The sequence below is a fragment of the Staphylococcus sp. 231237_7MaSpsaltlick genome (genome assembly GCF_043107035.1).
This window is the reverse complement of record NZ_JBICNX010000004.1, coordinates 78,882-100,808: the sequence shown is the minus strand read 5'-3', so window position 1 is coordinate 100,808 and position 21,927 is coordinate 78,882. Positions and strand designations below refer to the sequence as shown.

16 protein-coding genes are annotated in these 21,927 nt (G+C 33.2%); 12 read left to right on the top strand and 4 right to left on the bottom strand.

All coding sequences use genetic code 11. The features are described from left to right. Window positions 1-99 precede the first annotated feature (99 nt). The 5 genes from ACF91D_RS09020 (at window position 100) to ACF91D_RS09000 (ending at window position 6,485) form a co-directional block, all read left to right on the top strand. Entirely contained in the window at window positions 100-1,344 is a 1,245-nt protein-coding gene (locus ACF91D_RS09020; protein ID WP_107590156.1) for an aminoacyltransferase, read from the top strand. A 491-nt stretch (window positions 1,345-1,835) separates the two neighbouring features. Further along, complete coding sequence (locus ACF91D_RS09015) at window positions 1,836-2,357, top strand: transcription repressor NadR (RefSeq protein WP_107590155.1); 522 nt, start codon at window positions 1,836-1,838, stop codon at window positions 2,355-2,357. 568 nt (window positions 2,358-2,925) lie between these two features. Next, a complete protein-coding gene (locus tag ACF91D_RS09010) occupies window positions 2,926-4,320 on the top strand; it encodes a sugar porter family MFS transporter (protein WP_158261786.1) in 1,395 nt (464 codons plus the stop codon). A gap of 13 nt (window positions 4,321-4,333) precedes the next feature. After that, on the top strand, window positions 4,334-5,272 hold the full coding sequence (locus ACF91D_RS09005) for a sugar phosphate isomerase/epimerase family protein (protein WP_392436889.1): 939 nt from the start codon (window positions 4,334-4,336) through the stop codon (window positions 5,270-5,272). A 37-nt stretch (window positions 5,273-5,309) separates the two neighbouring features. After that, the gene (locus ACF91D_RS09000) at window positions 5,310-6,485 is read left to right on the top strand and encodes a Gfo/Idh/MocA family protein (RefSeq protein WP_042737901.1); all 1,176 of its coding nucleotides are present in this window, start codon (window positions 5,310-5,312) and stop codon (window positions 6,483-6,485) included. Between the two features lie 177 nt (window positions 6,486-6,662). Here ACF91D_RS09000 and lip read toward each other — a convergent pair whose 3' ends face one another. After that, window positions 6,663-8,753 carry a YSIRK-targeted triacylglycerol lipase gene (gene lip, locus ACF91D_RS08995; RefSeq protein ID WP_107590153.1) on the bottom strand — a complete coding sequence of 697 codons (2,091 nt, stop codon included), beginning with the start codon at window positions 8,751-8,753 and terminating at the stop codon, window positions 6,663-6,665. A 591-nt stretch (window positions 8,754-9,344) separates the two neighbouring features. Between lip and dcd the strand changes: the two genes are divergently transcribed. Further along, on the top strand, window positions 9,345-9,887 hold the full coding sequence (gene dcd, locus ACF91D_RS08990; RefSeq protein WP_107590152.1) for a dCTP deaminase: 543 nt from the start codon (window positions 9,345-9,347) through the stop codon (window positions 9,885-9,887). A gap of 5 nt (window positions 9,888-9,892) precedes the next feature. After that, complete coding sequence (locus ACF91D_RS08985) at window positions 9,893-10,807, top strand: CobW family GTP-binding protein (protein WP_107590151.1); 915 nt, start codon at window positions 9,893-9,895, stop codon at window positions 10,805-10,807. Window positions 10,808-10,996: 189 nt separating this feature from the next. Here the strand turns inward: ACF91D_RS08985 and ACF91D_RS08980 are convergent, their stop codons facing one another. Continuing rightward, entirely contained in the window at window positions 10,997-11,641 is a 645-nt protein-coding gene (locus ACF91D_RS08980; RefSeq protein ID WP_107527874.1) for a hypothetical protein, read from the bottom strand. An 80-nt stretch (window positions 11,642-11,721) separates the two neighbouring features. Beyond that, a complete protein-coding gene (locus ACF91D_RS08975) occupies window positions 11,722-13,545 on the bottom strand; it encodes a purple acid phosphatase family protein (protein WP_107590150.1) in 1,824 nt (607 codons plus the stop codon). 342 nt (window positions 13,546-13,887) lie between these two features. Here ACF91D_RS08975 and ACF91D_RS08970 point away from each other — a divergent pair, with 342 nt between their 5' ends. Continuing rightward, window positions 13,888-14,190, top strand: a complete 303-nt coding sequence (locus ACF91D_RS08970) for a monooxygenase (protein WP_107590149.1) — start codon at window positions 13,888-13,890, stop codon at window positions 14,188-14,190. A 379-nt stretch (window positions 14,191-14,569) separates the two neighbouring features. Next, window positions 14,570-15,787 (top strand): MFS transporter, encoded by a 1,218-nt coding sequence (locus tag ACF91D_RS08965; RefSeq protein WP_107591375.1) that lies wholly within the window; start codon window positions 14,570-14,572, stop codon window positions 15,785-15,787. A gap of 110 nt (window positions 15,788-15,897) precedes the next feature. Here the strand turns inward: ACF91D_RS08965 and ACF91D_RS08960 are convergent, their stop codons facing one another. After that, window positions 15,898-16,344 (bottom strand): DUF4064 domain-containing protein, encoded by a 447-nt coding sequence (locus tag ACF91D_RS08960; RefSeq protein ID WP_107590147.1) that lies wholly within the window; start codon window positions 16,342-16,344, stop codon window positions 15,898-15,900. A gap of 294 nt (window positions 16,345-16,638) precedes the next feature. Here ACF91D_RS08960 and ACF91D_RS08955 point away from each other — a divergent pair, with 294 nt between their 5' ends. The 3 genes from ACF91D_RS08955 to ACF91D_RS08945 all read left to right on the top strand — a co-directional run bounded on the left by ACF91D_RS08955 (window position 16,639) and on the right by ACF91D_RS08945 (window position 21,899). Then, window positions 16,639-18,468 (top strand): endonuclease/exonuclease/phosphatase family protein, encoded by a 1,830-nt coding sequence (locus ACF91D_RS08955; protein WP_107590169.1) that lies wholly within the window; start codon window positions 16,639-16,641, stop codon window positions 18,466-18,468. Window positions 18,469-18,621: 153 nt separating this feature from the next. Beyond that, window positions 18,622-19,020, top strand: a complete 399-nt coding sequence (locus ACF91D_RS08950) for a (deoxy)nucleoside triphosphate pyrophosphohydrolase (RefSeq protein WP_107590146.1) — start codon at window positions 18,622-18,624, stop codon at window positions 19,018-19,020. Then, window positions 19,017-21,899 carry a DEAD/DEAH box helicase gene (locus ACF91D_RS08945; RefSeq protein ID WP_107590145.1) on the top strand — a complete coding sequence of 961 codons (2,883 nt, stop codon included), beginning with the start codon at window positions 19,017-19,019 and terminating at the stop codon, window positions 21,897-21,899. The genes ACF91D_RS08950 and ACF91D_RS08945 overlap by 4 nt, the downstream gene beginning before the upstream one ends. The last annotated feature ends 28 nt before the right edge of the window (window positions 21,900-21,927 follow it).

Sequence of the window (21,927 nt, the reverse complement as noted above, 5' to 3'; positions counted from 1 at the left end):
CAAGATTATGTAATTTTACTTCATTCTTTTAAATTGAATACAATACGAATATGTAATAGGATATAATACATACTTTAAATTGGACAGGAGTAATTTTTCATGAATTTTACCAAACTAACTGAGTCTGAGTACAAAAGCTTTATAGAAGACAACTTTGTACATTACACTCAATCAGTCGAACAATATCAATATAGACACCAAAAGAAAAATGATGTTCATTTGGTAGGAGTAAAAGACAACAACAAAGTATTAGCTGCTTGTTTATTAACAGAAGCTAAAGCACTGAAATTTTTCAAATATTTTTATTCTCACAAGGGTCCTGTATTAGACTATAGCAATTCAAAGCTAGTAGATTGCTTTTTCAAAGGATTAACAAAATACTTAAAACAACAAAACACTTTATTCGTTATGGTTGACCCTTACATTTTGGAGAATAAGCGAACAGCTGAAGGCGAAATCATTGAAGCATTTGATAATCAAGGTTTAATAAAACAACTACACAACTTAGGTTATCAACATCAAGGCTATTCCATTGGCTATTCCGATAAAAGTCAGATTCGCTGGATGTCAGTATTGGATTTACAAGAGCAAACTGCTGAACAGTTATTAAAATCTATGGACTACCAAACACGTAGAAACATTAAAAAAACATTTGAAATGGGCGTAGAAGTTCGCACTCTTGATTATTCAGAAACAGATACATTTTACGAACTATTTAAAATGGCTGAAGAAAAACATGGATTTACATTTAAGCAAGATCCCAACACCTATTTCCGAGATATGCAAAATATGTATCCACAAAGCGCAATGCTAAAAATGGCATACATAGACCTTGAAAAATATCTACAGAAACTAACAGATAAAGATGTATCACTGTCTAATCAAGTGACAGAACTAGAAAATAAACTAGCAGAATCTCCCAATTCTAAGAAAAACAAATCAAAATTAACACAACTTAATCAACAAAAAGATAGTAATTTGAAAAAATTAACAGAAACTCAAGCACTAATCGATAGCGAAGGTAAGATGCTTAATCTTGCTGCCGCACTTTACATCTGTACAAAAGACGAAGTGTACTACTTATCAAGTGGTTCAAATCCTAAATATAATCAATTTATGGGAGCATATCGACTACAATGGGAAATGATTGAATATGCTAAAAAACACAATATCCCACGTTATAATTTTTATGGTATTACAGGAGATTTCAGTGATAATGCAGAAGACTATGGTGTGCAGCAATTTAAAAAAGGATTTAACGCACACGTCGAAGAATTTATCGGTGATTTTGTAAAACCTGTTCGCCCTTTCTTCTATAAGATTTACCAATTGCTAAATAAGTAATATTAATATATTGATTCCATACTAAAACGTAAATACTTCCTAAATTATAGGTAGTTATTTACGTTTTTTATCTACTCATCAATGTGTTTCTAATAGTCCCCTGTATACAACAACATTCATATCGTACTTTAAACCCTCACACATCCCAATAGTTACAAGTTTTAATTTTACATATGTAAACAACTAAAAAACCTTTATATCAAGCCGTTTATCGACTGTGTATTATTTACATTTCTTTCTCACCACTATATAGCATTTCATCTCCATTCATAATTTTACACATGTAATGTACGGAAATTTACGCCATCCTAATAAATTGTGTTTGGAGATATTAACCTAATTTATAAATCATTTTTTCAAATTTATTGTTAACAAGCACTTTACAGGTTAAAATAAATTCATTAGCCATCTACAGAAACTGATATCAACTTTCCAATATACACAGCTGCTACGGAATGGAATATGCCTTAAATTTAAGGAGGAATTAAAATATGGACACGCCAGATTATCGTAGGTCACAAATTCTACAATTACTTAAATCATCTAAACAACCTATCAGTGGTAAACATTTAAGTGATAAGTTTGATGTTTCCAGACAAATCATCGTCAAAGATATCTCAATATTAAAATCACATAACCATACTATTCATTCAACTAGTAGAGGATATGTCATAGAATTTGAAACACAAGGTAAACATTTTAAACGCATCATCAAGTGCCAACATATGCAAGAACAAATGGAAGAAGAATTAACAATTATTCTTGATAATGGTGCTATGGTAGATGACGTTTCTATTGAACATCCCCTATATGGCACTATCAAGAAAGATTTAATGATCGAAAGTCATGAAGATTTACATCAATTTATACAACAAATGGAAAAATATCAGGGAAAGATGTTGGCGAATCTTACTGATGGTCTACATCTTCACACCATTTCTGCCCATACTGAAAAGATTTTGGACAATGCTGTAAGAGATTTAAACGAGCATCATTATATCGTCAAAGATTAACATATATATACAGCGACCTGAATATTCAAAATTACTGAACAGATGCTAGGTTCTAAGCCGATAGAGTTTAATGTCAATGAAACAACAAGACAACAATAAACTAACTACTTTAATCAACTACGTATACAAGCAAACCTCCAACACACATCAGAACACCATTTACAGACTGCGACATGATTAATGTCCAGTCTTTTTGTTTATCACTCCCTCATAACACATCTTATTTAAAAATACCTGACATGATTTTAATGATGAAACTACGCAAAAAATCAAAAACTAATCAACACTTATCCATTTACAGGAAATCCTGCTTATCTCCAAAAGTAATATTACTCTTTTCAGTATTTTTTTAATTAGCTATTATGCTTGATTTGACAATATTTCTAGGTTGTTAATAATTCCAAAAATTTTATCTTCATAAGAAAACGATTGACTAGGAAAGCGTTTACAATTATAGTTATCTCTAATATCAACTGTTGATTATTTTTTAGTTATTTATTGATTTTTCTTATAAAGAATGGAGGTTTTTATTATAAAACACTCAGATATTGATAGAAAAAACAGGAAGATGCTCAAAATCACAGTGATTTCTACATTAGGTGGTCTGCTATTTGGATTCGATACAGGTGTCATTAATGGCGCATTACCTTATATGTCACTCTCTAGCCAATTAAATTTATCACCTGCTACTGAAGGATTAGTCTCAAGTTCATTAATTTTTGGTGCTGCTTTTGGGGCAATATCAGGAGGAAAGCTGGCAGATACATTTGGTAGAAAGAAAATGATAATGTGTTTGGCCATTATTTTCTTCTTTGCCACATTAGGTTGTGGTTTATCTCCCAATGTCTTTTCTATGGTCACATTTCGAATCATTCTTGGTTTAGCAGTGGGTGGTGCTTCGGTCATTGTTCCGACTTTCCTATCAGAAATGGCAGCAAAGGAACAACGAGGCAGAATGGTTACTCAAAATGAACTCATGATAGTGACAGGCCAACTATCAGCTTATGTCATTAATGCCGTTTTGGGTAATGCAATCGACAATCCAGGTATTTGGCGTGTTATGTTACTCGTTGCAACTTTACCGGCTGTTTTTCTTTGGTTTGGTATGTTGACTGTCCCAGAAAGTCCTAGATGGTATGCAAGTAAACACAAATATTGGCCCGCATATAACATTTTACGTTCTTTAAGAGATGAGCAGACAGCTGAGTCAGAAGTACGCGAAATCAAAACTCATATCGATAATGAACGTCGCTTAAAATCAGATTCAAACATATCATTTAAACAAGCATGGGTTCGACGCATTCTTTACATTGGTATCGGTATTGGGATTGTACAACAAGTTACCGGAGTGAATTCAATCATGTATTACGGTACTGAAATTTTACGTAATGCAGGTTTAGCAACAAAGGCAGCACTTATTGGAAATATCGCTAATGGAATTGTCTCAGTATTAGCTGTTTTCGTCGGTATTTGGCTATTAGGAAAAGTAGGCAGAAAGCCAATGCTACTCGTCGGTCAAGCTGGGGTAATAGTCACGTTAGTCTTACTTGGTATATGTCCATTATTTTTACAGAACAGCCCTGCGTTTCCATTTATCGTATTATCTTTAACTGTAACATTTTTAGCCTTTATGCAAGGCGCAATCGCACCAGTAACCTGGCTCATGTTATCAGAGATATTCCCACTAAAGGTTCGTGGCTTTGGCATGGGTGCCAGCGTCTTTTTCTTATGGATGGCCAATTTCACAGTCAGTCTTATTTTTCCAATATTACTAGGTCACCTTGGACTGTCTAATACATTTATCATCTTTGCATTATTAAATATCATGTCCATTATTTTCGTAAAAATATTCTTACCAGAAACGAAAGGCAAGTCGCTCGAAGAAATTGAAGACTACTTTAAATCTCAGATCACAACAAAATCACAGCGTACTAAAAAAATTGCAAAAGAACCCAAATTATAACAGGAGGAGTTAAATGAAACTTTCATATTACACTGACAGTCTCGCTCACCTTTCATTAGAAGAAGTCTTGCAAAGAATTACCCAACAAGGTGTCTATCATATTGAATTAGCAACTGGTGGTTGGTCTCCCGCGCCACATCTCAATCTCACTGAATTACTAACTAGTGAGACCGCAGTCTTAAAATTGCAAAATCTGTTAGCCACTTACCAAGTAGAAATTGTGGCATTAAATTGTTCTGGCAATCCGTTAGACCCTAGAGACATAGGTAAACAACATCGTGAAATCACTATTAATACGTTTAAGTTAGCAGAAATACTAGGCGTTAAAAAAATAGTAATGATGAGTGGATTACCTCCCGCTACACCCGGAGATACAATGCCGAACTGGATTACCACTACGATGAGTTGGCCACCCGAATTGAAAGAAGCACTTACCTATCAATGGGAAGAAATCGCGATACCTTATTGGCGAGAACTTGTTCCAATTGCTAAACAACATGGCATTGAGAAAATCGCACTTGAAAACCATGGCACACAGCTCGTATACAATCCCGAAACTTTACTTAAATTACGACATGCTGTAGACCCTATCATCGGCATGAATTTGGATCCAAGTCATATGTTTTGGATGGGCGGAGATCCCATCCAATCTGCACGTAAATTAACAGGTGCAATTCATCACATTCATGGCAAAGATTTAAGAATTGAAGAGGGACCTGCTGCTTTAAATACAATATTAGAAACTAAAGACATTTATGATACAAAAAATAGGGCTTGGAACTATGTTGCTGTTGGTCATGGTCATGATTTGCAATGGTGGAAGTCATTTTTCTCAGTTGTTAGGATGTGTGGTTATGACGACTTCGTCTCCTTAGAAATGGAAGACTTTACTATGTCTCCAGAAGACGGTGTAGATATTTCCATTAAAGCATTACAACAAGTTGTCGTATAACAAATTTAATAATTAGAGTATGAGAGGAGTCTTGTATATGAATAATGGTGAAAAGAAAATGGAGAACGCTTTACGTTGGGGTATGATTGGTGGAGGAAGAACAAGCCAAGTTGGATATAAACACCGTAGCGGTGCACTTCGAGATCGAACTTATGAACTTGTTGCAGGTGCATTTGATATCGATACCGAACGCGGAAAATCATTCGGTATAAACCTAGGTGTAGACCCAGAGCGATGTTATGATGATTATCAAACTTTATTAGCAGAAGAAGCCAAACGTGACGATGGTGTAGAAGTTGTCTCAATCGCAACACCAAATGGAACACACTATGAAATAACTATGGCTGCCTTAGAAGCAGGATTACATGTGATTTGCGAGAAACCACTTGTATTTACTACACAAGAAGCTGAAGATATTAAAGCCTTTGCTGAAAAGCAAGGACTAATTGTCGGAGTCACATATGGATATTCTGGCAATTCAATCATTCTTCAAATGAAAGCCATGATTGAACAGGGTCAAATTGGCGATATAAATTTAGTAGAAATGCAATATACCCACGGCTATGCAGGAAACGCACAAGGAGATAAGGATAATGCAGCCCAAAAATGGCGTGTTGACCCTAAGATTGCAGGTCCGACATTTGTTATTGGCGATCTATCCATACACACATACTATATTTCAAAGTTAATCATGCCAAACTTAAATATTAAAAGATTATTGTGTGATCGCCAAAGCTTTGTAGGTAGCCGTTATCCATTAGAAGACAACGCTTATATTATGATGCATTATGACAATGGTGCTGTCGGACGTATGTGGACCTCTGCAGTTGATGCTGGTCAAATGGATGGGCAACGTATTCGCATCGTGGGGTCTAAGGGAAGTCTAGAATGGTGGGATAGTGCTCCAAATGAATTACAATATCAACCACAAGGTGCTCCAACTCAAATTCTTTATCGTGGTGCCGAATACTTAGATGATTCAGCGTTACAAAATGAAAGACTCGGCATATTACACCAAGAAGGTTTAACCGAAGCTTGGGGTAATATTTACTTAAATATTGCGCTAGCAATTGATGCCAAAAATCGTGGTGATGAAACAGCTCTTGATCAAATTATCTACCCAGATATTAATTCCGGGATTGAAGGTGTACGCTGGATTGAAAATTGTGTTGCCTCAGCTGACAAAGGGTCACAGTGGGTTGACTATCAATAAAAAATACACAAAAATAAGACTCCCTTAATTAAGGAGAGTCTTATTTTACTGTTTCAATTAGTTGCCCATAACGCTTAATCTTTGTGGCATAATACTAACACCTCATAATGAATGCATTATGTCTAATTTACGCTAAAATTTATTATTAAATTTTAGCACTACTTCGCGTTTAAATTTCTAAGAAACGACTGTTTCATTCTTAACCAAATCATTAGCGATTCCCATCCACATTTGTCTTATTTCATCTGTCGTTATTTGCGTTTCCGTAGCATCTGTGCCAACAAAATCACCATGATCCCAGTCATGTTTTACAGGCATAACTTGCCAAATTCCCTTTTTTACTTCATCTGTTGCTATCATACTTCTTTCTCCAAATGGATATTGTGCAGAAACGACTGAAACTAGGCCATCATTCTCTCTCCACGCCTTATCCTCAACCTTCCCAATTACATTTCCAGGTACAGTATGTCTCAATGTCATATTGATGTCGGCTTTTTGCTTACCGTCAAACGTTGGTCTTGTTGATTCGCCACTATACGATTTATAAATAATATTTGGATTGAGTGACGTTTGTTGATTTAACTTAGTTGCCCCTGCACGTGTTAAATCATAAAATCCATTATCGTCTGTCTGCCATATTTTACTTTCACTTTTCACCCTTTCAACATAATCGATATACGTTTCATTTTCACGTTGCTTTAGCCCCCATTGGCTTAATCCAAAGTCAATATCTGAATATTTATTTCCCTGAAACTTGCTATAATCATATACAAATTGTCGAATTAGCGCTTCATTTCCTAATAAGTCTGCTGCATATGTACCATTATGAGGCGAAGCTACAGTTGTAATTGAAGTTATCATATTGTCGTGATCACCTTGAAAGAGGGGCGCAATTTCACCACCGTGTTGCCGCTGATAATTAATCTCTTCCTGACTGCCATTTCGTAATAAAGATTCTAGTTGACGGACCGTTTGCCCTCCCATACTATGACCGACAAGATGTATCTTTTGACCAGGCTGCCAGTCCTTATATACACCTTCGTATGTTTTACCAAATCGTGCATGTCCATATTTAGCTGCATGTGCAGCGCCATAGTCTACGGTACCGCCTTTAATATAATAATACAATTCCACAGCACGATCATAATTACTACCGAACGCACTAATACTTGCAACATAGTTTTCATATCCATTATTTGTTAAATCTTGATGAATATCTAACCTTCTCCCTCCCCAATATAAATCATTCGGATCAGGATTGTTGTCACCTGTAAACCCATTGAATCCATGTACTAATATAATAGGGTCTGTATTCTTATACCGAGTTTGTTTAACTACATTGTTACTCTGTTCAACTATGGGTGCAGTATTGTTCATTAGTGACTGTTCATTGCGTCGATTACTAATCTCCCTTTGTATATTGGCCTGTTCGTCATGACTGTTATGATTAGTATTTGTCGCATGCGCATTAATCTTCATCGAACTGTCTTCTAATTGACTCGATGAATGATATTGCTCATAGTTATCATTGCCAACGTTTTGTTGAGTTCTTGGTTGCGTAGAATGGTAACTTTCGTCGGTAGCGTATTTCGTGCTATTTTGATTATTTGATAATTCACTACTTGTTTGATTACTTATAAATTGTTGTTCTTGAAGCTGTTTATTTTGATACTGTTGTGCCTTTATACCTTGATTACGCTTATACCTAAAGGGATATCCTCTATTGTTTACATGTGTAAACTTCAGATTATGATCTGTAATACACTCATTTGCTTTCAGTCGATGCGCGAGTGCATTATTCTCTTGAGTCGTGTGTGTTGTTCGTGTTGATTGTCTCTCCTCATTACCATTGTCTTCCTTCGCTGTGCTATCAGTTTGTTGGTTATTTTCAATTTTCGATACGGTTTCATTTGCATCTTTATTATTAGTAGTCAGAGACTGTTTACCAACATTGGCGACAACTTCGCTGGAAAATGCATTATCCTTGCTACTTTTTAAGTTTTCTTTCTGTTGATTCAATGACTCGGTATGGTTATGTATAGAAGTGTATTGTGCATTAAAATGCTGTTTATTTCCATCGTCCTTAATAGAGGGTTGTTGTTTCTGTGTCGCATGCTTAATATTCGAGTTGTTATTTTGACTATTTTGATTATCAAAATCCTCATTTGCACTAGCAGTACTTCCACTAAAAGCCAATATTATAGTTGATATAACTACTGATGATACGCCAATAGTGCCTTTTCGGATACTATATTTATTTTGTCTCATCTGTAATCTTCAAGCCTTTCTATAACTATTTTCAAACTTACAAGCTACCTTCGCTATATATTGTACAAAATAATTATTAAGTAAAAATGAATCTCTTTAAAATATTAAGTTAACTTAGACGTTTGAAAGTTATAGAAAAAATATCATTTTACTATAAGTACATTCGATTACGTAAAACTCTAATTTTATTTATAACTCTTTCAATTTGGCAGAAATTATTTATTGACTAATATCATTTATAAATCTATAATCAAAATATAAATAGGAATCATTCCTATTTATAAATTAGGGTTGTTACATTCATTTTTATACATTTCCCTCTAGGGATAATTTATTTCAATAAAATCGTAGATCTTTACGCGGGTCTACGATTTTATATTTATTTTCTACCAATTACCAATTCATCCGTTTAACCAAAATAAATTTAACCAAAGTAGCAATGCGACAACTTTAACATTTATTGGCTCAATAGCAATTGCTTTATACATGTACTAAATTAGGTCATTCACAACAAGTCATACATTTAGTTAGCTTAAACACGCATTCTTATAACATTTCGCAATAATCTATTTATAAAAAGGAGTTATACATATGATACTTTCTGATACTGACATTAAACACTTCTTGCAACAAGGAAAAATGGAAATCACTCCGCTTCAAACACAACATATTGAATCAGCATCTATTGATTTAACATTAGGTAACCATTATCTGTTTCCACAACAACCTCAAGATTTAAAACAAAATATTTTGGAACCCGTTTACTATAAAGAGGTTAATGCACATAAAATAACAATTCCTGCAAAATCATTCATATTAGCTACAACCAATGAATATATAAGATTAAACAACGAACTAGCAGCATTTGTTGAAGGACGTAGTTCTATTGGACGTGCAGGCTTGTTTATACAAAATGCTGGATGGGTTGATCCAGGATTTCACGGAAATATCACTCTAGAGTTGTACAATGCCAATGATTTTGACTTAATAATTCAAGAAAATATAAGAATCTGCCAAATTGTTATCGCCCAAACACTAACACCTAGCACTCGACAGTATAATGGTAAATACCAAGGTCAACAAACAACAACAGGCAGTATGAGCTTTAAAGATATCGAAGCAAAGGAGGTGTAAAGCAAATGGATATTGTCATTATTAGTGGCTTTCTAGGAGGAGGGAAGACTACCACCTTGAATCACTTTATCGAAAGTGCAAGATCTCAAAATCAAACACCAGCTGTAATTGTGAATGAATTCGGTACTCAAAGTGTAGATAGTCATCTTATTGATAATTCAATCGGCTTACGTGAAATTATTAATGGTTGTATCTGTTGTGAAATGAAATCCAATGTTACTGAGCAATTACACGATATTTATATTGATTATCAACCAGATATTGTCTTTATTGAATGCAGTGGTATTGCGCATCCTCTTGAAGTTCTAGACGCATGTTTAACACCTGTATTAAAACCATTTAGCAATGTAGTCAGCCTAACAAGTGTCATTGATGTGCAGTTGTATAGTAAATTACCTCAATTACCCGAAGATATACAAAATTTAATTATCGCCCAAATGGCACATTGCTCAAACTTTGTGCTAAATAAGAGTGATTTAATTACTTCCGACCAATTATTAAAAGTGATTGAAACTATAACTACGCGTCATCCAGGTATCCCTTACTTTATTACAAGTCATGGTGAGGTAACACTTGATCATATAAAGAGCAATAAATTAACAAAAGACGAACGCTTTAACGGTGGAAAAATAATCCATAGTACACTGGGTCATTCAATATTTTATTTTTCACACTCCTGGCATAAACAATCTTTTATAAATTGGCTTCAAAACTTACCTGATCATATTTACAGAGTTAAAGGCTTTCTAACCTTTGATGACAGTAATGTAAAAAATTTAATTCAGTATACCAACAACCATTTAAATCTTGTATCGTCCCATCTCAACATAGATGATTATATAGTAGTCATAGGCCATAATATTGATAAAGTACAGCTTAGTCATTCTGTGCAACATTATCATAAATTAAATGTCACATGATTGTTATGCATGAATTAACTCAAACATAATTGCTTTCTCCCATACTTACTTTCACGAATAAAAAACCGTACTTCCACTGCTATTTCAATTAATTGAAGTTTGCATGGCGTACGGTTTTTATATTATTGCTTGGGAAATAATAATTAATAAGGGAGAATATGACAATTCTTGTATGACCTTTTTAATCGTCTAATCATATTCACTCAATACATTCGACCACATTTTACGAATTGTATCATTCTTTGTTTCTTTAAATATGACATTAGGCTTTAAATTAGGATCTTTGTCATTACTATCCTTATATGCAAATCCAGTCGATAAGGTTGTATGGTCATCACCTTCAAAGGCATATTCATATACCTTACCGTTATCTGCAAATAAGTATTTCTTTATTGGATATGTCGTATTAGCTACAGATTTATAACCCTCAATATTAGTCAGATTTTTTGCTGCATCATCTAAACCGATGTTTCCAGTTTTAGATGTATAAACTGACAGTCCAGTTACATTATGCAGTTTAAAGTTTTTAGCGCCCGGTTTGTCATTATTTATAACTTGTATCTCTCCATCAGTCGTTGTAGCATAAAAATCACTTTCACTATAACTGCCATTTCCTACATAACGATTCGAAACTGATAATTTTTGTTCTTTAGCATATGCAACGACTTTATTCGTTATCGCTTTATTTAATTTATCTTTATCATGTTGCGTTAAATTTTTATTTTGTGTTGCTTTATCTTTCATATCAGTCTTAGCTGATCCTTGTTGTCCTTGGCAACCTGCCATAGTAATCATCATAATAATAAATAAAAGACTATAAATGATTTTATGCATTCAAAAACTCCTAACTTACAATCACTAACAAGACTGACTTTATCACTGTAAAGTCGTCACTTCATCTGTTATAACAAACGTTACTTTTTAGCTTTATCATCTTTCAATATTCCAAATTCATCTACCAATTTAACTTGGCGCTGTTCTCCTTTACTGATATCACCATATAATTGATAAATTTTTACTTTTAACTTATCTCCTTCAACTTCATAAACAGAGAAATTTTGTTCAGATGCATTACGATCATTTTCATGACTCTTTTCAAAGGCCTTAGATTTATGTGGCTGTTTTCCTAATGCGAACAAGCTATTATAGTGATCTAACTTATCTTGTGTTAAGTCACCTAATTCTGGACGTACTTTCTTAATATGTTCTAAGGATCTATCATAAATATTGTCATAAGCCTTAGTTCCACCTGTATTAGGTAACACATATACAGAACCCTTAGGATTATCATAGTACTCTACATTATCATCTCCAAGTACTTGTTTCGCATCCTCTTTCTTCGCATTTACAAAGCTATTTTTCGTTGATGTATGCTCTAAAGGATGTGTGCGCGATAACACATGGTCATGCCCTTGCAATACTAAATCCACGTCAAGTTCATCAATTTGTTTTGTTAACTCATCACGAATTTTACGCACATCCTCATCCGATAATGCATGATATGATTTTGAATACATCGGCTTGTGCAGATTTAACACGATCCAATTGGCTCCATTTGCTTTAGCTTTTTTAATATCTGATTTAATCCATTCCATCTGCTCTTTACCAATTGCTTTTTCATCCGGATTATCTTTAGATTTTTTATTATCATTCGTATTGGCTACGACCATATGCGCTCCATTATAATCAAATGAATAATATGAGCCCCCATTAACCGCATTATTTTCTTTAGGTACATTTACATGCTTGTTAAATGAATCTAACAATTTACCATCTTCCTCACTTAAAGCATACTCATCATGGTTACCTGCAGCTGTTGCAACGGGCAATGACATAAATGATGGTCGCGATTGCTCATATAAGTCTAACCACTCATCTTCCACTTCTGCCGTTTCAACATAATCTCCTGTATGCAATGCAAAATTTGGATTACCCGCAGTTTGAATTGCTTGATTTAAAGTATCTGCACCAAATTGCGCCTCGTTTCTAACATGTTCATTCCAAAATGCGTTTTGCGTATCTGTATACTGTACAAATTTAAAAGGATCTCCTTTGCCACCAGATGTTTGGAATTGACCTACTGGACTTTTAGCACCACTGTCACTTCCAACTTTGTAATAGTATTTTGTATTTGGCTTAAGTCCTGTCGCTTTTGCTTTATAATTAAATTCTTTTACGTTAGTCATCTCAGTCTTTCCTTGCAAATCTCCCCTTGTCCATTCAGGACCACTTGCGTGTTCATCTGTATAATAACCATTTACTTTTTCTTTCCCATTTTTATTTTTTATAGCTTTTCCTTCATCATCTTTTTCAACATCTGCAAAAATAAAATTACCGTTTTTGTCCCTTTCTATGTATTTAGAAATTACTTTTTTCGTAGAGGCATCAAATGATTTAGCATCACTAAAATCCCCCGTTTCAGAGACCCATACCTTAGCATCTTTAAATTCATCCGTTGTATACCAATTGAATGCCATTTCAGACTTTGTATCTCCATTGAAATTTGTGATTATACGGTTAGGTTCATTCTTTACAGGCACCGGAGCAACCTTTGGTTTATCTTGTGTAACCTGGATACCTTGCTCATTATTATTTGCTTTATCCGTTGTAGATTGTTCTTGCATTCCCTGTCCTGGTGCACTCGCTTCAGCAAAATTGCTACTTCCCAAGGACATCATCAATACTACACTTGCTGCCCCTGTAGTAAATAACTTCAACATCGACTTTTCTCTTTTCATAAATTAACCTCCTTAATCGTAATGAATCCTATTATATACAAGGAGGTTTAATAATTTGTAAATTTCTTTCATAGAATTGTTAATATAACATTAATTTTTAATATCTAAATACCAAATGATATTTTTAAGAAAATATTGCATTGAAATTAGCTGTTAAATTATTAAAAATTTTTCATTATTTATTGTAGAAATATGATTTTCGATATTTTAAAGGGATGAATCAATATTCATGTTTCTAAAAGGGTCATTATTTAATGTATGATTAGCATTTACTAATGCTTATTAACCATGTAATTACACATGAACAAGTAGTTGAAAATTTTAATAAAGGAGGTCATTACGATGACTTATATTCTACAAATAGATTTCCCTATAACAGGTCCATTCGGTATAGAAATGACTGAAGCTTTTTCAGAACTAGCGAGGTCAATCACTAAAGAACCAGGATTTCTTTGGAAAATTTGGACAGAAAATGAAAATGCACAAGAAGCTGGGGGAATTTACGCATTTACAACAGAACAAGATGCTCAAAACTATTTAACAATGCATACCCAAAGATTAATTCAACTCGGTATTACAGATAGCAAGCACAAAATTTTTAAAGTTAACGAGGGACTTACAAAAATAACACATAAACATTTTTAAGGATTGCTTTATATCAAGTTAGATATGTTATTATTTAACCTAAAATACAACAGGTTTGAGAACATTCCAAAATATAATTCTAATTTCCTGACACAACTTACATTAAGTACATATTGGTAAGTCTTCGGTTTGTCTGTCCGGACACTGAAGGTAGTGACAAACTATTGATATATCAACAATTCCAATCATTATTATCCTTACAAATTAAATTCTATCCAACGTAACGCCATACTACTTATGTTCAGATATTTAATACTATTTCATGTTAATTCCACTCAAAATCATCAATACTTTTTGTCATTTCATACAAGGTTACACACAACATAAAAAGGTATGATTAAACATAGTAGTTTGAAAATTTGAGAGGAGTATTTAAATTATGCATCAAGAATCAACACCAATTAGTAAATATTATTGGATTAAATTGGTATCCATTTTCACGTTGGGTTGGCTCGTTATCTACGCTGCCCGTACTATACTTAATCCTATAATGGGAAATATTAAAGATACGTTTACATTAAATAATGCCCAGCTCGGACTCATTATGAGTATCTTTTTCATCGGCTATACAGTGACCCAAATTCCTTCAGGGATATTAGGCGACAAAATTGGACGTAAAAAAATACTGATCCCTAGTATGATTATTTTCGGTATAGCTACAGCAATTACAGGGATCATGCCTACGTTCTTATTATTTATGATTGCTTGGCTCATTGTCGGCCTTGCCCAAGGCATGTTTTATGGTCCACAATACGCCCTATCATCAGAAGCAATACCTAAACAACACATTACATTGGGTAGCGCACTTATTAATAGTGGAATGGCCTTTGGTACATCTATCGGATACTTTATTTCTAGCTATACCGTGCATGAATTTGGCATGAGTTGGCATATCCCATTCTTTATAATTGCCATACCTATTCTTATCCTAGGCTTTCTAATGTATACCGTGATTAAGGAACGACCAAAAACACAATTAGTCGACCCAACCACTACAGAAACAAAATTTCAGTTCAGTAGTCTCTTTAAAAATCGAAATCTACTTCTTGCGTATGTCATCATATTCTGTTCGATTTACGGCTTCTTTATGATTATCACCTGGCTTCCATTCTATTTAGAAACTGAACGTGGTATTAACGGTGCACAAGTTGCGTTTATTGCTTCACTAGTACCATGGGCAGCAATACCTGGATCACTGTTCTTTAGTTGGTTATCAGATAGATTAGGTAGACGACGTCCTGTGTTACTTATAATGTTACCATTAGCATTTCTATTCACCATCTCTATCGTTTTGTTCGATAATATATGGATATTATACCTTGCCTTAATCGGTTACGGAATTGTAGGTAAAATAAGTACCAATCCAGTACTAATCGCTGTAGTTGCAGACAATGCTCCGAAAAATGCGCTTGGAACTTCATTTAGTGTTTATAACTTTATCGGAATGACTGCCTCGATTTTAGCACCCTATCTAACAGGTTACTTAACAGATATGACAGGAAAAATGGCAACCGGATTCTATTTAGCTGGTGCTTTACTCATCATTGGTCTTATTTCTGCTTTACTACTAAAAGAAACTAAAAAGCAACAACCATAATAACTTATAAGTATAATTGCAGATATACATCCTAAAAATGCCACCCCAAAAAATTAAATCATTTTGAGGTGGCTCTCATTATATTATTACATCGTATTGGTGTTACTCACTCACCTAGAGTTCATGAATAGTTCCATTGTTTCAAATGAATTTTGCTTATTATGATAATCTTCAGGTTTAGGCTTTCTAACTAATAACATGATGCCTGCTACAATCCATAACACTCCGATTAATGGACTACCAAAAAGTGAAAAGACCCCAATGATGATTAAAATAACACCAGCAGGTTTATTCCTTTTCCCAATCCATAGTGCAGATAAAATTCCCAATACTAACATTATTAAAGCGATAATTACCACTGTAATCAAAAATGCATTAATAATAATAAAAGCTCCACTTGCATCTTCCATTGTTGTCTCACTATCTAACATACTTTGCTTAAATTCTGTCGCATTTAGATTTAATGCAACTAAAAGTCCAGCAAATATTAAGAAATATAGTGCATGTAGGACAATTCCAATCCACGTAAGTACTCTTTCCGCAGTTCGACTAATCATATCAAACGCTCCTTCAATTAATAAATAGTTTATGTAACAATTTTCAAAATATGTATATATCAATTTTAATAAAATCAGCTACTTTTTTCTACTCGATTTTAAGTACTTACAAAATAATACAATTCAATTAAAAGATTAAACTGAAGTATAAGCCACCATTATTTTGCATTTAACATAAATTTATCAAAATTTTACAATATTGCTTACTCTGCTTTGTTACACTATTAATGTATTAACACTGAAGGGGGTATTATTTTGTTTAAAACTGCATTTAGTTTCATTTCAATCCTAGCCATGTCAGCTATTGCAACGACAACTACACAAGCAGCAACAGAAAACATACAAAAAGAAGCTACTAAAAACTTATCTATTCATGATATCCAAGGGGAAGGTCATAAATCACCTTATGATGACAAAAAAGTAGAAAACGTAGAAGGCATAGTAACCTATAAATATAAATTGAATGGTGGCCACTACTTACATATTCAAACTCCAGATAATAAAAAGGATAATAATCCAAACACTTCTGAAGGTCTTATCATTTATACAGGTAATCAAGATTACAATACAAAAATTGGAGATTTAGTAAAAGTGAACGGTACAGTCGACGAATATTATATTGATGGTTATAGTGAAAAGAAGAAAACTGACTTACCTGTAACACAAATTAATGCGCGTGATGATAAAGGCGGTAAAATTACTGAAAAATCTTCAAACCAATCATTACCAAAACCTTATAAAATAAAAAATGTACCAACGAAAGTCTCAGCAAATGACCAGTTCAATACATTTGATCGTAATCAATATGCAATAGATTACTGGGAATCGTTAGAAGGTATGCGTGTAGAAACTGGAGATATTAGAAGCGTTGGACCACAGGAACACGGGGAACTCTTTACCGTATTAGACAATCAACCTGCTAAAACTAAAAATGGTGGCGTACGATTGACCGAAAATAGTTCACATGGGGAGCGCATCCCTTTTAAAATGTATGATAATGATGCTGCACGTGATTTTGATGTTGCCACAGGAGATCATTTTAAAGGACCAATAATCGGATATGTAAACTACGGGTACTCTAATTATAAAATTAATGTAGATTTAGATGATATGAAACAAGCACACGTTAAAGGAAATGCTCAACCCAAACCCACATCATTAGAACCAAATAAACAAAAACTAAATGTTGCTTCTTATAATCTAGAAAACTTTTCTAATAATCAACAATCCACTACCGAAGATAAAGCTCAAAAAATTGCCAAAGGCATTACCACCAATATGAAAAACCCAGATATTATTGGAGTCACTGAAGTTCAAGATAATGACGGCCCCAATGCCGGTGGACCAGAAGCCAACGAATCATATGAACGCTTAATCAAAAAGATAGAAGAAGCTGGAGGACCTAAATACAAATATTTAAATATTGACCCCGATATGAATGAAGACGGCGGTCAGCCTAACGCCAATATTAGAGTAGGATTCCTTTATAATCCAAAACGTGTGCATTATGATAAAGCGATTAAGCCAGGGGACGCGGATACTGCAGTATCATATAAAGATGGTAATCTCACACATAACCCTGGTCGAATAGATCCACATAATCCAGCATTTGATGATTCAAGGAAACCATTAGCCGCTCAATTTAAATTTCATGGTGAACAAGTTATTATGCTAGCAAATCATTGGAATTCAAAAAATGGTGATATGCCATTATTTGGTAGTCAACAACCACCCGTATTACAAAGTGAAAACCAACGAGTTGAGATCGCTAAAGCAGTTGGCCGCTTCATAGAACAAGTACAAAGAGATAATCCACAAGCAAACATTATATCCGTTGGTGATTACAATGATTTCCAATGGTCAAAACCAATCAAAACACTAGAAAACTTTAACATGACAGATATGATGAATAAAGTTCCTGAAAAAGACCGTTACTCATATGTTTATCAAGGGAATTCTCAAGCACTTGATCATGTACTAGTATCAAATAATTTAGTAGATAGTACAAAACTTGACCCAGTACATGTAAATAGCGACTTCACCGACATGTCTGGACGCGCAAGCGACCATGACCCACTCGTCGCACAAATAGACTTAAAAAACTCCAAAAATCGTAAAGAATAAGCAATGTAGTGACTAAGGTCACTGCGTGTTGCATTATATACTTAAAAAGAACAGTAACATTGAAAAATCTGTAATTCATTAATATTAACAACAACATATTACTCCTTATATTTATTTTTGTTAAAATATAGATAAATATAAGGAGGTTTTATTTTGAAAAAGCAAATTGAAGTTGTGGGAGCAGTTATTTTTTCCGAAAATAGCATTTTATGTGCACAAAGAAGTGAAAAAATGAGTTTACCTCTTATGTGGGAATTTCCAGGAGGAAAAATTGAAAAAAGCGAAACCGATATTGAAGCTTTGAAACGTGAAATAAAAGAAGAAATGCTCTGTGATGTAGAAGTTGGTGAAAAGATAACAACTACAACATATGAGTATGATTTCGGTATAGTCAATCTACATACGTATAAATGCCAGTTAAAAGAACAAATTCCAACCTTAACAGAACATAAAAGTATTATTTGGGTGAAATCACAAGAATTGGATCAGCTTCAATGGGCACCTGCTGATATACCAACTGTAAAAATAATTATGGATGAGGCAAAAATATGAATAATTTACTTGAAGACTTCAATCAATCACTTCATAAAGGGTTTATAGATCGTACAATTTCTCATAAAGGTAATTATATGCCTAAACTTCTAATCAACAACAAAGAAGGAAATGTACTCTCAACAGTTATAGATGAGTTACACAAATGTAAGTCTTTTACAATATCAGTAGCTTTTATTACTGAGAGTGGATTAACAAGTTTAAAATCACACCTATATGATTTAGATAAAAAAGGTGTAAAAGGAAAGATAATCACTTCAAATTACTTAGGATTTAACACGCCTAAAATGTATAAAGAATTATTAAAGCTAAAAAACGTTGATGTACGTTTAACGGATGTTGAAGGCTTCCATGCTAAAGGCTATGTTTTTGAACATGAAAAATACTCTACCGTTATAATTGGAAGTTCAAACTTAACTTCCAATGCGTTAAAAGTTAACTACGAACATAATGTTTTATTTTCCACACATAAAAATGGTGACTTAGTATACAATATTCGTTCACAATTTAATGAATTGTGGGAGCAAAGCGCCCCACTTACAAGTGAATGGATTAATAATTACGAATTTATATTCGATGAGCAAGCTTTAAAAAATGCTATACGCAATTCTCCAGAGAATGTATTGTTAGAAAAATCTTCTAATAATACTCAAATAATAACTCCTAATATAATGCAAGAAGAAGCACTAAATTGTTTACAAGCTTTACGAAATAAAAATAAACATAAAGCACTTATTATATCTGCTACGGGTACTGGAAAGACTATTTTATGTGCTTTAGATGTTAAAAATTATAACCCAAATAAATTCTTATTTATTGTACATAATGAAGGGATTTTAAACAAAGCAATCGAAGAATTCAAAAAAGTTTTACCTTATAGTGACGAAAATGATTTTGGCTTACTTACTGGAAAAAGTAAAGACACCAATGCTAAATATTTATTTGCTACCATTCAGACTCTGTCTAACGAAAATATTTATAACGAATTTGATAAAACGCATTTTGACTACATAGTTTATGATGAGGCACATCGTTCTGCTGCTAAATCTTATCAAAGAGTTTTTAATTACTTTACTCCTGATTTTGTATTAGGGATGACAGCAACGCCTGAAAGAACTGATAACCTTAATATTTTTGATATGTTTGATCACAATATTGCTTATGAAATTCGTTTACAGAAAGCACTTGAAAGTGAAATTTTATGTCCCTTCCATTATTTTGGAGTGACTGACTTTACAATTAATGGTGAGGTTTCAGATGAAGTTAGCAGCTTAAAAGATCTAACTTCCGACGATAGAATTAAACACATTCTAGAAAAAACAAATTATTACGGTTATTCAGGAGATGTATTGAAGGGATTGATATTTGTTAGTAGAAAAGATGAAGCACATGCCTTAGCAGAAAAATTAACATTAAATCATGTGCCATCTATAGCACTAACTGGAGAAGACTCACCACAAAGAAGAGAAGAAGCAATTTCAAAACTACGATCTGGTGAAATTAACTATATTATTACTGTAAATCTATTTAATGAAGGTATAGACATTGCTCCAGTTAACCAAATTGTAATGCTTCGAGAAACAGAATCTAGTATTATCTTTATACAGCAACTGGGTAGAGGATTAAGAAAAAGCGATAATAAAGAATATGTAACAGTAATAGACTTTATTGGCAACTATGATAAAAACTACCTTATTCCAATTGCTTTATCAGGTGACCAATCTCAAAATAAAGATAACTACAAACGTTTCTTAACAAGTAACACAGCGCTAAATGGTGTATCTACAATTAATTTTGAAGAGGTAGCAAAAAAGAAAATTTACGAATCTCTTAAAAAGGTCAAACTTAGTTCAGCATCACGTATTAAACAAGCATTCAATGATGTTGAACAAAGAATTGGTAGACTACCCTTGCTTATGGATTTTATAGAACACAATTCCATTGACCCTAGTGTTATCTATTCATCAGAAAGTAATTACACCAATTATCACGACTTTTTAGTGAAAGCAAAAAAAATTGAAGATACCCTAACTAAAAACCAAAAATTAAATTTAACTTTTCTATCTAGAGAAATCTCTCCTGGTTTAAAAAATGTTGAATATTTAATTTTAGCCGAATTAATGCAAAATACATCTACTATTGATAATTTATTAAAAACAACTCAAAATACTGATCCAAATATTACCATTGAAGATGTGCATACAAGTCTTAAAATTTTAGATTATAGTTTTTTTAATGATACAATTCACAAAATCTATGGAGAACCTATCATAGAAGTAAAAGATAACAATGTTGCTCTTACTAAATCATTTAAAGAAAGTTTAGAAAATGAGATGTTTAAAATATATGTAGAAGACATTATTCACTTATCAGAACATAATCATAAAACACATCATGAAAACCAAAATGGTTTACTACTTTATAATAAGTATACAAGAAAAGATTTCGTAAAACTGTTAAATTGGAATTCAGATGAATCAGGCAATATTTTTGGTTATAAGTTTGGAAACAATACGCTCCCTCTATTTATAACTTATCATAAGCAAGATGATATCAGTGACAGTACTAAATACGAAGATGAATTTTTAAGTCCTGATGAATTAAAATGGTTTACCAAATCTAATAGAACACTGCAATCTGATGAAGTTAAGAAAATTTTAGATCATCGACACAATAACATAGATATGTATATATTTGTAAAAAAAGAAGATGCAGCAGATGGTAAAGAATTCTATTACTTAGGTAAAGCAAATTATATAGAAGACACAGCTACACAAACAGTTATGCCTAATGAGAAAAAGGATAATATTGTAACTATGAACCTCTCATTGGAAACATCTGTTAAAGATGAAATTTATCGTTACATTATCGAGGAATAAATAAAGCAGAGAAATTATATATTTCTCT

Bases quoted from the DNA above. Each gene is read 5' to 3' on its own strand.
- ACF91D_RS09000 (WP_042737901.1), top strand. From the start codon at position 5,310: ATGAATAATGGTGAAAAGAAAATGGAGAACGCTTTACGTTGGGGTATG.
- ACF91D_RS08945 (WP_107590145.1), top strand. From the start codon at position 19,017: ATGAATAATTTACTTGAAGACTTCAATCAATCACTTCATAAAGGGTTT.
- ACF91D_RS08985 (WP_107590151.1), top strand. From the start codon at position 9,893: ATGGATATTGTCATTATTAGTGGCTTTCTAGGAGGAGGGAAGACTACC.
- ACF91D_RS09010 (WP_158261786.1), top strand. From the start codon at position 2,926: ATGCTCAAAATCACAGTGATTTCTACATTAGGTGGTCTGCTATTTGGA.
- ACF91D_RS09005 (WP_392436889.1), top strand. From the start codon at position 4,334: ATGAAACTTTCATATTACACTGACAGTCTCGCTCACCTTTCATTAGAA.
- ACF91D_RS08965 (WP_107591375.1), top strand. From the start codon at position 14,570: ATGCATCAAGAATCAACACCAATTAGTAAATATTATTGGATTAAATTG.
- ACF91D_RS08975 (WP_107590150.1), bottom strand. From the start codon at position 13,545: ATGAAAAGAGAAAAGTCGATGTTGAAGTTATTTACTACAGGGGCAGCA.
- dcd (WP_107590152.1), top strand. From the start codon at position 9,345: ATGATACTTTCTGATACTGACATTAAACACTTCTTGCAACAAGGAAAA.
- ACF91D_RS08980 (WP_107527874.1), bottom strand. From the start codon at position 11,641: ATGCATAAAATCATTTATAGTCTTTTATTTATTATTATGATGATTACT.
- ACF91D_RS08960 (WP_107590147.1), bottom strand. From the start codon at position 16,344: ATGATTAGTCGAACTGCGGAAAGAGTACTTACGTGGATTGGAATTGTC.
- ACF91D_RS08970 (WP_107590149.1), top strand. From the start codon at position 13,888: ATGACTTATATTCTACAAATAGATTTCCCTATAACAGGTCCATTCGGT.
- lip (WP_107590153.1), bottom strand. From the start codon at position 8,753: ATGAGACAAAATAAATATAGTATCCGAAAAGGCACTATTGGCGTATCA.
- ACF91D_RS09015 (WP_107590155.1), top strand. From the start codon at position 1,836: ATGGACACGCCAGATTATCGTAGGTCACAAATTCTACAATTACTTAAA.
- ACF91D_RS09020 (WP_107590156.1), top strand. From the start codon at position 100: ATGAATTTTACCAAACTAACTGAGTCTGAGTACAAAAGCTTTATAGAA.
- ACF91D_RS08955 (WP_107590169.1), top strand. From the start codon at position 16,639: ATGTCAGCTATTGCAACGACAACTACACAAGCAGCAACAGAAAACATA.